Genomic DNA, 13,734 nt, shown 5'->3' with positions numbered 1-13,734 from the left:
GCCCCCATCGCAGCCCCCACCGCAGTCCCCACCTCAGTCCCCACCTCAGTCCCCACCTCAGCCACGACCGTGCCGACCTCCCCACGTCGTCGCACCCGCCCCAAGCCGGTCACCAGTTGACCCTGAAGCCATCAAGGTTGTGTGTTGCGCGACCGCAACGACGCGCAAAAGCGAAAACGGGGACGAGTGAGAATGATTATCGATTTGATAATATTTGCGCCTTAAGACCTCAAGACCCCTGGGTGAACGGGCTCGGTCAGGGCCTGGTGCCAGGCTTTTGCGGTAGTGCCAGCTGATACGCCGTTTTCCGCGCGTCATTCCATCGGGATTGTGTGTTTCTCCGCGCGTCAACGCGTACTTACCGTCCCCTGACCCCGATATGAAAATTCGAACACTTGCCTGCGTAGCCGCAACGCTGCCGTGCATCAGCGCCGTCCACGCTCAAACCGCCACCCCCGTCCCCGCGCAACCCGGCGCTGCCGGTGGCTCCGTCGTGTCGATGGAAGCCATCAAGGTGGAAGCCAGCGCCGACGCCTCGGCAGGCGGTTTGGCCGTGCCCTTTGCGGGCGGGCAGGTGGCTACGGGCGGCCGCGTGGGCATCCTGGGTACGCAAGACAACATGAGCACGCCGTTCAGCATCACCAGCTACACGAACGAGCTGATCCAGGACAAGCAGGCGCGCAGCGTGGGCGATGTCTTGCAGAACGATTCCGGCGTGCGCGTGGCGCGCGGCTTCGGCAATTTCCAAGAGTCCTACTTCATTCGCGGCTTCATCCTGAGTTCGGACGACGTGGCGTACAACGGTTTGTACAGCCTGCTGCCGCGCCAGTACATCGCCACCGAATTGTTCGAACGCGTGGAAGTGCTGCGCGGTGCAACGGCTTTCCTGACGGGTGCCACGCCCGGTGGCGGCGGCATCGGCGGCGTGATCAACCTGGTGCCCAAGCGCGCACCCAACGAGCCGCTGACGCGGGTCACCACCGGCGTGGGCAGCGGCGGCCAGTTCCAGCTGTCGACCGACATCGCGCGCCGTTTCGGTCCCGACGACAGCACGGGCATCCGCCTGAATGCCGCGCAACGCAGTGGCGACACGGGGATCGACGACGAACATTCGCGCACCAGCCTGGTGTCCCTGGGTATCGACTGGCGGTCGGCGGATACCCGCTTGTCGGGCGATATCGGCTGGCAGGAAAACAAGCTGAAGCGGCCGCGTCCGAACGTGACGATGGGCTCGGCGGTGACCACCGTTCCCGACGCACCGGACGCCAGCTCGAACTATGCGCAGCCGTGGTCGTATTCCAATGAACGCGATGTGTTCGGCACCCTGCGCGCGGAACATGATTTCAGCGACAAGCTGACGGGTTGGGCAGCATACGGCTTCCGCCGCAGCGATGAGGCGAATTCGCTGGGCAACGTGACGTTGACCAATGGCAGCACGGGCGCGGGCAACTTCTACCGCTTTGACAATACGCGTGAAGACAGCGTCAATACCGGCGAACTGGGTCTGCGTGCCAAGCTGCGCACCGGCCCTGTCGGCCACGAAGTGGTGGTGTCGGCTTCCTTCTTCGATCTGAAGAAGAAGAACGCCTACATCATGGATTTCGCCAACACGTATCCGACGAACATCTACGATCCGATTTCCTACGACAAGCCGGCGTTTAGCACAGGTGCTTTGCGAGGCAACGATATCGATAACCCCGCCTTGCAAGGACGCACGCGCATGAGCAGCTACGCCCTGGGCGACACGATGTCGTTCCTGGACGACAAGGTGCTGCTGACCTTGGGCATCCGCCATCAACGCTTGTCGCAGCGCGACTACGCGTACAACACCGGCAAGGAAAACGGCGCGTATGACGCCAGCCGCAACTCGCCGGCTGCCGGTATCGTCTTCAAGGTGGCGCCCAGCGTGTCGCTGTACGCCAACTACATCGAAGCCCTGGTGGCCGGGCCGACGGCGCCGGCCAACGCCAACGGCAAGCCCGTGCCCAACGTTGGCCAGAGCCTTCAGCCGTATGTGTCCAAGCAAAAAGAAGTGGGCGTGAAGTACGAAGGCGAGGGGCTTGGCGCCGGCCTGGCCTTGTTCTCTACCGACAAGCCGCGCGCGATGTACAACGCCAGCAACGAGCTGACCACGTCCGGCAAAGACCGCCATCAAGGCGTGGAACTGACCGTCTACGGCGAACCGATCAAGAGCGTGCGCGTGCTGGGCGGCCTGACCTGGCTGGATGCCGAACAGCGCTCCACCGGCAACGCGTCGCTGGACGGCAATCGCGTGATCGGCGTGCCGCGCTTCCAGGCCAACATGGGCGTGGAATGGGACATCCCGGGCGTGCAAGGCCTGGCCGTCGACGGCCGCATGGTCTACACCGGCTCGTCCTATGCCAACGACGCCAACACCCTCAAAGTCCCCGGCTGGACCCGCTTTGACGCCGGCCTGCGCTACATGACGGACGTCGACGGCCACGTCGTGACGCTGCGTGCCCGCGTCGAGAACATCGCCAATCGCAACTACTGGTCGTCGGTCGGCGGCTACCCCGGCAACGGCTACCTGGTCCTTGGCGGCCCGCGCACGTTCCTGCTGTCGGCCAGCATGGACTTCTGATCGCCGCAGGCTAAGTCACGCAAGCGAAAAAAATCCCGGCCCAGGCCGGGATTTTTGTTTTGGACGGAAGTCTCAGCAGCCGATCACACTGCTTCCCGAATCGTCATATGCACTTGCAGGCCCGCGGTTCGTCAAGTGCCGTACCCCAAAAGGTGACGAGTTCTGGGCCTTTCATGTGGCGGTTATACAAATTTTTGTATAGAGATCAAGGCAAGCGCGGCAGTTGCTATCGGCTCACCACAACCACCCCCCACGCGTCAGGTCGCCTTCGCAACTTTTGTATTGCGACGTGAATTTCTCCGCGCGTGCCTGCACCTTTTGCGACACCGTCTTCAGCCATGCCTTGCGGTCGTAGCTGCGGTTGCGGTAGCCGGTCCAGCCTTCGTGATAGTTCAGGTACTGGCCGTAGGCGTCCCACTTCGAGATGCCGTTTATCCGTTGCGACTTGCTCATGTACCAGCCCATGAAGTCCAGCGCGTCGGCGAAGTCGTCGCGGCTTGAGCCCCAGCCGCCGGCTTCGCGTTTGTAGTCGGCCCAGGTTTCATCCTTGGCCTGGGCGTAGCCGTAGGCGGAACTGACGCGGCCCCAGGGGATGATGCCAAGGAAGTAGTAGCGGGGCGGCACGGCGTCCTGCTTGAAGGAGGACTCTTGGTACATCATCGCCATGGGCACCGGCACGGGTGCGCCCCATTTCTTCTGCACCTTCAGGGCGGCGTCGTGCCAGTCCGGCTTTTCTCGGAAGATCGCGCAAATGTTCTCGGGGTTCGATGGCGGCGCCGTGGCGCAACCGGCAAGCGCCAGCAGTAGCAGCGGCGGCAGCAAAAGCCGGGTCATTGGCGGGCTTCCTCCTGGGGGTGGGGGCGCGGTCGATGGCCGCGCCCGGGGTGTGATGGGTGTTGACGGGTGTCACAAGATACCGCGATTGTATGAAAACGTATCGCCGGAAAAGTTCCGTCCCCGAAATGGGTGGGTAAGCCTGGTTGGTCGCGGGGAAGGACGCCGGATAAGCCGCCGCCCGAAGCGAACGGCGCCGGATTGCAAACGGCCCCGGATTGCGCCGGGGCCGTTGTCTGCGTGGAAAGCCGGCACAGAGACCAGCTATCGCATAGGGCGTACACGCATAACGCGTACACGCATCAGGCTTACACCTGAAAGGCTTACACCTCGATCACGTCGGCCACGTCCTTGTAGTCGGCGATCTTGTCGAAGTTCAGGTACTGATAGATCTGGTCGCCGCTCTTGTTGATGACGCCCATGTCGGCCATGTACTCGTCCTTGGTCGGGATGCGGCCCAGCTTCGAGCAGATGGCGGCAAGTTCGGCCGAACCCAGGTACACGTTCGTGTTCTTGCCCAGGCGGTTCGGGAAGTTGCGGGTGCTGGTCGACATCACGGTTGCGCCTTCGCGCACTTGTGCCTGGTTACCCATGCACAGCGAGCAGCCCGGCATTTCCGTGCGGGCGCCGGCGGTGCCAAAGACGCCGTAGTGGCCTTCTTCGGTCAACTGCGTGGCGTCCATCTTGGTCGGCGGGGCAACCCACAGCTTGACCGGGATGTCGCGCTTGCCTTCCAGCAGCTTGGACGCCGCGCGGAAGTGGCCGATGTTGGTCATGCAGCTGCCGATGAACACTTCGTCGATCTTGGCGCCGGCAACTTCCGACAGCGTCTTGACGTCGTCCGGGTCGTTCGGGCAGGCCACGATGGGCTCGTGCACGTCCGCCAGATCGATTTCGATCACGGCGGCGTATTCGGCGTCGGCGTCCGGCTCCAGCAGCTTGGGGTCCGCCAGCCAGGCTTCCATGGCCTTGATGCGGCGGCCCAGCGTGCGTTCGTCTTCGTAGCCGTTGGCGATCATCCACTTCAACATCACGATGTTGCTGTTGATGTATTCAATGATCGGTTCCTTGTTCAGGAACACCGAGCAGCCGGCAGCCGAACGTTCAGCGGACGCGTCCGACAGTTCAAAAGCTTGCTCGACCTTAAGGTCCGGCAGGCCTTCGATTTCCAGGATACGGCCCGAGAAAATGTTCTTCTTGCCTTGCTTGGCAACCGTCAGCAGGCCTTGCTTGATGGCGTACAGCGGGATGGCGTTGACCAGGTCACGCAGGGTGACGCCGGGTTGCAGCTTGCCCTTGAAGCGAACCAGCACCGATTCCGGCATGTCCAGCGGCATCACGCCGGTGGCGGCGGCAAAGGCGACCAGGCCCGAACCGGCCGGGAACGAAATGCCGATCGGGAAGCGGGTGTGCGAATCGCCGCCGGTGCCGACGGTGTCGGGCAACAGCATGCGGTTCAGCCACGAGTGGATCACGCCGTCACCCGGGCGCAGCGACACGCCGCCACGGGTGCTGATGAATTCCGGCAGCGTGTGGTGCGTCTTGACGTCCACGGGCTTGGGGTAGGCGGCGGTGTGGCAGAACGACTGCATCACCAGGTCGGCCGAGAAGCCCAGGCAAGCCAGGTCTTTCAATTCGTCGCGGGTCATCGGGCCGGTGGTGTCCTGGCTGCCGACCGAAGTCATCTTCGGTTCGCAGTAGGTACCCGGGCGGATGCCCTGGCCGTCCGGCAGGCCGCAAGCACGGCCCACCATCTTCTGGGCCAGCGTGTAACCCTTGCCGGTGTCTACCGGGTTATTGGGCAGGCGGAACAGCGTCGACGGGGCCAGGCCCAGTGCTTCGCGAGCCTTGGCGGTCAGGCCACGGCCGATGATCAGCGGAATGCGGCCACCGGCGCGCACTTCGTCGAACAGCACGTCGGACTTCACTTCGAATTCAGCGATGACTTCGCCGTTCTTGATGGCTTTGCCGTCGTAGGGGCGCAGCTCAACGACGTCGCCCATTTCCATCTTGGACACGTCCAGTTCGATCGGCAAAGCGCCGGCGTCTTCCATCGTGTTGTAGAAGATCGGGGCAATCTTGTTGCCCAGGCACACGCCGCCAAAGCGCTTGTTCGGCACGAAGGGGATGTCTTCGCCCGTGAACCACAGCACCGAGTTGGTGGCCGACTTGCGCGACGAACCCGTGCCGACCACGTCACCCACGTAGGCGACCAGGTGGCCCTTTTCTTTCAGCGATTCAATGAACTTGACCGGGCCGCGCTTGCCGTCTTCTTCCGGTTCGAAGGCCGCGCCGTCGCGCTTGTTCTTCAGCATCGCCAGGGCGTGCATCGGGATGTCGGGGCGGGTCGTGGCGTCGGGCGCCGGCGACAGGTCGTCGGTGTTGGTTTCGCCAGGCACCTTGAAGACGGTGATGGTCAGGCTTTCCGGCAGTTCCGGACGGCTGGTGAACCATTCGGCGTCGGCCCAGCTTTGCATCACGGACTTGGCGTTGGCGTTGCCCTTGTCGGCCTTTTCCTTCACGTCATGGAAGGCGTCGAACATCAACAGGGTCTTTTTCAGCGCATCGGCGGCGATGGTGCCGATTTCCGCGTCATCCAGCAGGTCGACCAGCGGGCCAATGTTGTAGCCGCCGAGCATCGTGCCCAGCAGTTGCGTCGCCTTGGCACGGCTGATCAGCGCACAAGCTTCCTTGCCCAGCGCCACGGCGGCCAGGTAGGACGCCTTCACCTTGGCGGCATCGTCCACGCCGGCCGGCACACGGTGGGTCAACAGTTCGACCAGATTCTGCTCTTCGCCAGCGGGCGGGTTCTTCAGCAGTTCGATCAGTTCGGCGGTTTGTTTAGCCGTCAGGGGCAGCGGGGGAATCCCCAGAGCCGCGCGTTCGGCAACGTGTTGGCGGTAGTTATCCAGCATGTGAGGCCTGCTCAAAAGTCGGGTTGGAAGAAGGGTTGTCGGCCGGAATTGTAGAGGGAAGAGGGGGCGGCAAGCAAACGTCTTATATCTTATATAAGACTACGGTCCGTCCCTTGTTGTTGGGCGGCGACGCTAAAAGGCAGATGGCGCGCCGATGCGGCCCGCCTCGGCATTGGCCGGGCAGGAAAATGGCGGCTCGATGGCCGCCATTACGAAGTCAAGGCGAGACGGGCAGGCGCAATCCTAGCGTGTGGCCACGTCGTATACCACGGCAACCCGGGCAAAATTGCCACCAAATTGCTTCACGTCCATTTCGAAAGGGGCGCTGTCGCCCGGCTTCAGCTTGGGCAACCGCAATTCCTTGAACAGGGCGCCCGACAACTTGTCTTGCGCGTCGTACAGGCTGACCCAGACCCGGACGTTTTCGACGTCGACCTGATCGTCGTTGCGCACCCGGCCATGAACGGTGACGTATTTGTAACGATAGCGATAGCTGAAATTCAGCGTGCCGGTGCCTATCCCTGCTTCGGTGTTCTCGACCGTGACGGCCAGTTTGGGGCGCGGGCCGGGCAGGGCGGCGCGCTTGGCGGGCAGCCAATGGGTCTTGACCTCGGTCACCCGTTCGTAATTGCCGCCCGACAGCATCACCGGCACCCGCTCGCCCGGGTAAAGATGCGTGGGCAGGGTCCATTCCTGGCGCGGGTTCAACGGCCGTGAGCCGTCAAACACCGAAATTTCAACACGGGGCGACAGGGCGATGTCGGTGGTGCTGGTGTTGGACAGCTCCGCGAACATCACCGGCCGCTCGATTTCATCCAGCAGGCGGCGCGGCGCCGACAAGCTGAACGCCTTCGGGTCGAACAACGCGAAGTTCGGGTCCAGCAGTTCTTCGGTGGACAGACGCACGTGGTCGATAACGCGCACATTGGCCGGGCTGACGCGGTGCATGCGGCTGGTGGAAGCGGCTTCCTTGGGCGCGTCCTCCGCGGGCTTGGCCGCAGCCGTGTTCGCCGACCCGGCCGGCGTCTCATGCCCCAGCTTGTTCGCCACCCACGGTCCCACGGCGGTGTATTGGGTCAACGCCACGCCGGCCGCCGCCAGCATCAGCAGCACCAGCGCGGTCTTGGCCGGCCAGGCAAGCGGCTTGGATGGGGAACGGTCAGCTTTCACTTTGCACCATGTAGTCGTAGGAAGCGACCTTGTCGTCGCCAAGCATTTCGCAGCGCACGTCGAACGCGGTCATGGCGCCCGGCGCCAACGCGCCGGCGCTGCCATAGCCGTTGCCGGTGCCGATCAACGCACCGTCCTGGCCGTACAGCAGCACGGTGATCTGCGCGGCGCCGGCCTCTTTGGCGCCGTCGTTCTTCAGCAATCCCACCAGGCGATACGCGCCGTCGTTATTCACCAGCTGCACCTTGCTGGCGGACACATCGTTGCTCTTGCCTCGCGCCGGCGTTGGCGTGGCCACCTGTAATTCGTAGCGCGAGTACGCCTTTTCAGGGGCCGAGATCAGCACGGGCGCGTATTCGCCGGGCTCCAGCGAGCGCGGCGATGGCGTGGACAGCGTCGACGTCAGCGTCAGGTCGCCCTGAAAGAACGTCGCCGTGACACGTGGCACGTCGATCTTCTTGCCCGTTTCGTTGCGCATGATCATCACCAGCTGCTTGCGCCCGCGGATCTGAACTTCGCGCACCTCCGTCAGCTTGACCAGCGACGCATCGATCGGCGGGGTCACGGGCGTTGGGCGATACGGGGTTGACGGGCTGGACGTCAGCATCGACGCCACCAGCGGCACGACGATTGCCGCGACCACCACCAGCACGATGGCCGCCAACGCGCTGGGCTTGATCTGCGCATGCCTGGCCGGCTGCTGCATGCCCCGCAGTATCTTTTCCAGCCGCTGCGCGACGTCGTCCTCCACCAGCGTCAACGCGTGGCAGTGGTTGCAGCGGTATTCGTTGGGGGCCAGTTTGGTGAACTGCGCGCTGCCGCAAGTGGAGCAGGTCAGCGTGACCGTGTTGATCGTGGTGTGTTTTGGTGTCATGCGTTTGGCGTCATGCGTTTGGCGTCATGCGGGCGGACGTGCATGGGGGACGGACAGGGCGGCAAGGATAGCGGCAGCGCGCCGGGCGCGGGGTGCAGGTGCGCTTCTAGTTGTGACGATATGTGCCAAAAGCGACGCCCCGCAGCGTTATCGCGACAAACGAACGCTGTTCGCCCGGGTGATATCATCGCCGCGACAAAAACCCGGCCGCCCGCATGAGCATTTCCCATCACCTGCTGTTTCTGGCCTGCGTGGCGCTGGCCACCTATGCCCAGACCATGACCGGCTTCGCGTTCGGGCTGGTGCTGCTGGGCCTGTCCGGCGTGTTCCAGTTGGCCTCGGTGGCCGAAGTGGCCAACGTGGTCAGCGTGCTGTCGCTGGTCAACGCCGCCGTGACGCTGGCGCGCGCCAAGCCCCAAGTGAATTGGTCGCTGATGCGCCCGGCCATGATCGCCAGCCTGGTAGGCGTGGGCGTGGGTGTGGCCGCGTTGACGTGGATCAGCGGGTCCATGACGGTCCTGCTGCAACTGCTGCTGGGCATCACGATCCTGGCCTGCGCGGTGCTGCTGGTGGCGCGCGCCAAGCCATTGGAACGCTTGTCGTCCAAAGCGTCCTTTCTGTTCTTCGGGGGGATATCAGGCGTGTTGGGCGGCCTGTTCTCCAGCGCCGGCCCGCCGATGGTGTATCACCTGTATCGCCAGCCCTTGCCGCTGGCATCCATCCGCAACAGCCTGCTGGTGCTGTTCTCGCTCAATGCCGTGGTGCGGCTGGCGCTGGTGACGGGGCAGGGCCATTTCATGGCGTCGTCATTCTGGCTTAGCGTGCAGGCGCTGCCCGTGGTGATCGGGGTGACGTGGGTGGCGCGGCGCTACAGCACGGCAGGGTCCATGAAGACCGTGAAGCGGATGGTGTTCGTGCTGTTGCTGGCGGCCGGCCTGGGCTTGATCGTGCCGGCGGCGCGGATCCTGGCGGCGGGATAGCCGCCAGTGCGCGCGAAACAACGGCGCGGCGCGCTTACGCGTGGCCGCCGCTGATGTAGCGTTCCAGCTCGTGGATGATGAATTTCTGTTCGCTCATGATGTCCTTGACCAGATCGCCGATGGACAGCAGGCCGATGAGCTTTTCGTTGTCGATGACCGGAAGATGGCGGAAATGCCGTTCGGTCATCATGGCCATACAGTGCTCGCGCGTGTCGCCCGGGCCCACGTAATACACCGAGTCGGTCATGATGTCGCGCACCTTGGTGCTGCGCGACGAGCGGTCTTGCAAGACGACTTTGCGGGCGTAGTCGCGCTCGGACAGCATGCCCAGCACCGTATCCCCTTGCACGACCACCACTGCGCCGATGCTGCGTTCGGCCATGGTCTTGATGGCGTCGAACACCGAGGAATCCGGTGAAACCGTCACGACGGCATTGTTCGACTTTTCCCTGAGAATCTCAGCCACTGTTTTCACGATGTGCTCCCGGATCGCTGACAAGGTTCAAACGCCGACCGCGCGTCGCGCCTTGGATAACGGCCAGGGCGCCGCGGCGCGGTCATGCTCCATCCTAAGCCTGCTGGCCACCTTGCCGCAAGCGGGGCTTATTTGGCCGCCTTGGGCCGGAAGGCGTGGGCGGCCACTTCGCGCAGGTTGCGCGCGGCGCTGCGCTCGGCGCCCGGGTTCCATGCCAGCGAGATGCCGATCGACGCGTCGGCGGGAAAATCGGCCAGGGTTTTAGTGACCACATTGGGGCTGGGGTGGCGGCGGGCGCCGGCCGGCACCAGCGCCACGCCCAGGCCGCTTTCCACCAGGCTCAACAGGGTTTGCACCTGCACGGCTTCCTGCGCGATGCGGGGCGTGAAGCCGCGCAGCTGGCAGGCGTTGATCGCCGCCATGCGCAGGCCGGCCGCCTCGGTGGCGGTGTACATGATGAAGGGTTCGTCGGCCAGCTCGGCCAGCCGGATGCGGCCACGACGCGCCAGTGGATGGCTGTTGTGCACAGCCAGCACGAAATTCTCCGTGGTCAAGGGCGCCAGCCGCACGCGCGAGCCCATGGCCACCGGCACGCGCACGATGCCCACTTCCAGCGCGTCGTCGGCCAGGTCCTGCATGATGCGTATCGAGGTGGCTTCGCGCAGCACCACCGTCACGCCCGGATAGCGTTGGCGAAACAAGGGCAGCACGCGCGGCAAGATGGCGTGCGTGGCGGATCCGACGAAACCGATACGGACGGTGCCGCCTTCACCGGCCGCCCCGGCTCGCGCCGCCAGCCGGAATTGCTCGGCATGAAACAGCGCGCGGCGCGCTTCGTCCAGCGCCGCCAGCCCGGCCTCGGTCAGTTGCACGCCTTGCCGGCCGCGCACGAACAGCGGCACACCCACCATTTCTTCCAGCTTGCGGATCGACACCGACAACGGGGGTTGCGACATATGCAGCTTTTCCGCCGCGCGGTGAAAGTTCAGCGTGTCGGCAAGCACCAGGAATTGCTGCAAGTGGCGAAAGTCCATGGATAAGGTCCAGGGCGGCATGGGCTTTCGATGATACGTGCTGTGTGTCGTGCTGTGTGTCGTGCTGTGTGTGGAGGTGTGCGTCGTGGTGTGTGTCGTGTGGCGCGTCATGCGGCGTGTCGTGCGGCGCGTCAAGCGGTGGATCGCCGCCGGCATCCGGGCCGTCGCCTGCGGTATCGCCGCGTCAGGATTGGCCCTGTGATACGCGGCGGATGATGTCCAGTGCGCGGTCTTCGCCTTGCAAGGCACGGGCGCCGATGTGTGCATGCCAAAAGGATTCCGACCCCGCCGCCAACCGCCAGTCGCGCAAGCGGCGCGTGTAAAGCTGCAAGTCGAATTCGGCGGTGATGCCGATGGCGCCATGGACCGCATGGGCGATATCGGCCACGCGCGGCGCCGCCTGGCTGGCTCGCGCCTTGCCGACGGCCACCTGCATTGCGCCGGGCATCGCGTCGGCCATCGCGTCGGCCACCCCGCCGTCCTGCGTGTCCCGGCTTTGGAAGGCCAGTTGCGCGGCCATGTTCGCCGCCCACACCTCTTCGGCCATCACGCTGATCTGCTGCTGCACCGCCTGGAAGCGGCCGATGGACTTGCCGAATTGCGCCCGCGTGTTGGCGTAGTCCAGCGTCATCGCCAGCACCCGTTCCATTGCCCCGGCCATCAGGCCCGCGTAGGCCGCGGCGGCCAGCACGGTCAGGGCATCCGGCGCATCGGCCTCGCTCTGCCCATCCCGCCCATCCCGCCCATCCCCTTCATTGCTTGCTGCCCGGACAGGGCCCAGGCATTGCGCGTCCGACAACGCCCATGACGCCTCGCCATCCAGCGCCCCATGCACGCCGTTGCTCTGCACATCGGCGGCTTGCGCGGGGAGCAGCCACGCTTGTCGATCGATCTGCGCCAGCACGTGGCTGGCCACGCGTATCCAAGGCACATTCGCGCCCGCGATGCGGTCGCCGGCCATAGACAGCCCATGCGGCGCCAATGCGATCGGCCCCGGGAGGGCGGCATGTCCGTGGGCCGCCAGCCAGCCGCGCGCCAGCATCGTATGCGCGATGGGGTAGGGGCACAGGTGACGGCCTGCCGCCAGCACCACCGGCAGTGCCGCCGCCAACGTCAGCCCGGCGCCGCCCAGCGACTCGGGCACCAGCGCATCGGCGAACCCCGCGTCCTCGCACGCCCGCCATGCGGCATCGATGGGTTGCCCTTGTTCGGCGGCGCGGAGCAGCGCGGGCGTGCAGGTTTGCGCGAACAAGCGTTCGGCCGCGTCGCCCAGCAAGTTGTCGAAAAGCGTGTCGCCAGCATTGTTCATGATGTAGCCCTTGTCCATCCGTATCCAGTTAATGCGCCGCGGATCAGCATGGATGACATCAGCGGCATGACATCAGCGGCATGACATCCGCGGCATGACATCAGCGGCATGACATCCGCGGCATGACATCAGCGGCATGACATCCGCGACCTGACATCCGCGACCTGACATCCGCGACCTGACATCAGCCCCATGACACCAGCCCGCTTTTCCCCCGCCTCCGCCTCAGCGCAGCCCCAGCCCCCGCGCGATGATGCCGCGCAAAATTTCACGGGTGCCGCCGCGCAGCGAAAACGTCGGCGCGACTTGCTCCAGGTACGTCAGCGTGCGCAGCAGGGGCAATGGGGGCGGCAGGTCGGGGTGCCGGCCCAGCGCGTCGCCGATCAGGCGGGGAATTTGCTGTTCCAGTTCCGTGCCCAGGTCCTTCACCAGTGCCGCTTCGGTGGCCGGGCTGGCGCCCGCGGCCAGCTTGCCCGCCACGGCCAGCGACATTGCCCGCAACACCGCCATCTGCGACAAGATGGCGCCCAAGGCCGCGCGGTCGGCCGCATCGCCCGACAAGGCGCGGCAGTGCGTCAACCAGCATTCCAGCAGCGCAATGCTGGAATACAGCCGTTCGGGGCCGCTGCGCTCGAACGCCAATTCGGCATTGACCTGCGCCCAGCCCGCGCCTTCTTCACCGATCAACGCATCGCCCGGCAATTGCACGTTGTCGAAGAACACTTCTGAAAAATGCGCGTCCCCGGTCAGGTCTTGAATCTGCCGCACCGACACGCCGGGCAGCGACAGGTCCACGATCAGTTGCGACAGACCCTGGTGACGGTCCTGCGGGGATCCCGACGTGCGAACCAACGCAATCATGTAGTGCGAACGGTGCGCGTTGGTGGTCCAGATTTTGCTGCCGTTCAAGCACCAGCCGCCGCTTATCGGCTCTGCCCGCGTGCGGATGCTGGCCAGATCCGAGCCTGATCCCGGTTCGCTCATGCCGATGCAAAAGAACGCCTCGGCGCGGCAGATGCGAGGCAGGTAAAACGATTTTTGCGCGGGCGTGCCCACCTTCAGGATCAAGGGGGCGCTTTGGCGGTCGGCGATCCAGTGCGCCGATACGGGCGCGCCCGCGCCCAGCAATTCCTCGGACAGCACGAAACGCGCGAAATGGCCTCGCTCGGCCCCACCAAATTCGCGCGGCAACGTCAGGCCCAGCCAGCCGCGTTCGGCAAGCTGGCGACTGAAGCCCGCATCAAACCCCATCCACGACCGCGCGCGTTCATCCGGCTCCAACCCGTCCAGCGTGTCCGCCAGAAAGGCGCGGATATCCGCGCGCAGCGCTTCATCGGTGGCGGGGATGGGGGTCAGGTCCAGCGGTTCGATCATGGTCCGGGTCCGTTGCGGGGCCGCCTGGATAGGGGCGCGTCAAGCCACTATCCGGCGTGGCCGCCACCGCCGTCCAATATTATTTCTTGGCTTTTCGATACCGGAATCGTATCGCCGATGCAAAAACTAATATTGGACGCTGCCCGGCCACGCGCCTACGCTGAACG

At 64.7% G+C, this 13,734-nt stretch carries 10 protein-coding genes; 2 read left to right on the top strand and 8 right to left on the bottom strand.

The features are described 5' to 3' along the window. The first annotated feature begins 379 nt into the window (after positions 1-379). Positions 380-2,602 (top strand): TonB-dependent receptor, encoded by a 2,223-nt coding sequence (locus V6F88_RS08805; RefSeq protein WP_332608899.1) that lies wholly within the window; start codon positions 380-382, stop codon positions 2,600-2,602. 234 nt (positions 2,603-2,836) lie between these two features. Here V6F88_RS08805 and V6F88_RS08800 read toward each other — a convergent pair whose 3' ends face one another. The 4 genes from V6F88_RS08800 to V6F88_RS08785 all read right to left on the bottom strand — a co-directional run bounded on the left by V6F88_RS08800 (position 2,837) and on the right by V6F88_RS08785 (position 8,395). Then, positions 2,837-3,436, bottom strand: coding sequence for a transglycosylase SLT domain-containing protein (locus V6F88_RS08800; RefSeq protein ID WP_332608898.1), 600 nt, complete (start codon positions 3,434-3,436; stop codon positions 2,837-2,839). Between the two features lie 323 nt (positions 3,437-3,759). Further along, positions 3,760-6,351 carry a bifunctional aconitate hydratase 2/2-methylisocitrate dehydratase gene (gene acnB / locus V6F88_RS08795; protein ID WP_332608897.1) on the bottom strand — a complete coding sequence of 864 codons (2,592 nt, stop codon included), beginning with the start codon at positions 6,349-6,351 and terminating at the stop codon, positions 3,760-3,762. 243 nt (positions 6,352-6,594) lie between these two features. Beyond that, positions 6,595-7,521: an FxLYD domain-containing protein gene (locus tag V6F88_RS08790; protein ID WP_332608896.1), complete on the bottom strand. Its 927-nt coding sequence runs from the start codon at positions 7,519-7,521 to the stop codon at positions 6,595-6,597. After that, positions 7,511-8,395: an FxLYD domain-containing protein gene (locus tag V6F88_RS08785; RefSeq protein WP_332608895.1), complete on the bottom strand. Its 885-nt coding sequence runs from the start codon at positions 8,393-8,395 to the stop codon at positions 7,511-7,513. The genes V6F88_RS08790 and V6F88_RS08785 overlap by 11 nt, the downstream gene beginning before the upstream one ends. A 215-nt stretch (positions 8,396-8,610) precedes the next feature. On the opposite strand from V6F88_RS08785, the gene V6F88_RS08780 reads away from it, so the two are divergent. Next, positions 8,611-9,375: a sulfite exporter TauE/SafE family protein gene (locus V6F88_RS08780; protein ID WP_332608894.1), complete on the top strand. Its 765-nt coding sequence runs from the start codon at positions 8,611-8,613 to the stop codon at positions 9,373-9,375. Between the two features lie 34 nt (positions 9,376-9,409). Here the strand turns inward: V6F88_RS08780 and V6F88_RS08775 are convergent, their stop codons facing one another. The 4 genes from V6F88_RS08775 to V6F88_RS08760 all read right to left on the bottom strand — a co-directional run bounded on the left by V6F88_RS08775 (position 9,410) and on the right by V6F88_RS08760 (position 13,567). Continuing rightward, positions 9,410-9,850: a CBS domain-containing protein gene (locus V6F88_RS08775; protein WP_046804064.1), complete on the bottom strand. Its 441-nt coding sequence runs from the start codon at positions 9,848-9,850 to the stop codon at positions 9,410-9,412. A gap of 128 nt (positions 9,851-9,978) precedes the next feature. After that, the gene (locus V6F88_RS08770) at positions 9,979-10,884 is read right to left on the bottom strand and encodes a LysR family transcriptional regulator (RefSeq protein WP_332608893.1); all 906 of its coding nucleotides are present in this window, start codon (positions 10,882-10,884) and stop codon (positions 9,979-9,981) included. A gap of 184 nt (positions 10,885-11,068) precedes the next feature. After that, complete coding sequence (locus V6F88_RS08765; protein ID WP_332608892.1) at positions 11,069-12,193, bottom strand: acyl-CoA dehydrogenase family protein; 1,125 nt, start codon at positions 12,191-12,193, stop codon at positions 11,069-11,071. Positions 12,194-12,418: 225 nt separating this feature from the next. After that, positions 12,419-13,567: an acyl-CoA dehydrogenase family protein gene (locus V6F88_RS08760; protein WP_332608891.1), complete on the bottom strand. Its 1,149-nt coding sequence runs from the start codon at positions 13,565-13,567 to the stop codon at positions 12,419-12,421. Between the last annotated feature and the right edge of the window lie 167 nt (positions 13,568-13,734).

It is taken from the genome of Achromobacter sp. ESBL13 (assembly GCF_036668755.1).
Classification (GTDB): Bacteria; Pseudomonadota; Gammaproteobacteria; order Burkholderiales; family Burkholderiaceae_B; genus Achromobacter.
Note: the sequence above shows the minus strand (reverse complement) of the source record. Positions and strands in the feature narration are given on the sequence as shown.

Excerpts from the sequence above, each read along its gene's own strand:
- V6F88_RS08805 (WP_332608899.1), top strand. The coding sequence starts at position 380 with ATGAAAATTCGAACACTTGCCTGCGTAGCCGCAACGCTGCCGTGCATC.
- V6F88_RS08770 (WP_332608893.1), bottom strand. The coding sequence starts at position 10,884 with ATGGACTTTCGCCACTTGCAGCAATTCCTGGTGCTTGCCGACACGCTG.
- V6F88_RS08780 (WP_332608894.1), top strand. The coding sequence starts at position 8,611 with ATGAGCATTTCCCATCACCTGCTGTTTCTGGCCTGCGTGGCGCTGGCC.
- V6F88_RS08765 (WP_332608892.1), bottom strand. The coding sequence starts at position 12,193 with ATGAACAATGCTGGCGACACGCTTTTCGACAACTTGCTGGGCGACGCG.
- V6F88_RS08785 (WP_332608895.1), bottom strand. The coding sequence starts at position 8,395 with ATGACACCAAAACACACCACGATCAACACGGTCACGCTGACCTGCTCC.
- V6F88_RS08760 (WP_332608891.1), bottom strand. The coding sequence starts at position 13,567 with ATGATCGAACCGCTGGACCTGACCCCCATCCCCGCCACCGATGAAGCG.
- acnB (WP_332608897.1), bottom strand. The coding sequence starts at position 6,351 with ATGCTGGATAACTACCGCCAACACGTTGCCGAACGCGCGGCTCTGGGG.
- V6F88_RS08800 (WP_332608898.1), bottom strand. The coding sequence starts at position 3,436 with ATGACCCGGCTTTTGCTGCCGCCGCTGCTACTGCTGGCGCTTGCCGGT.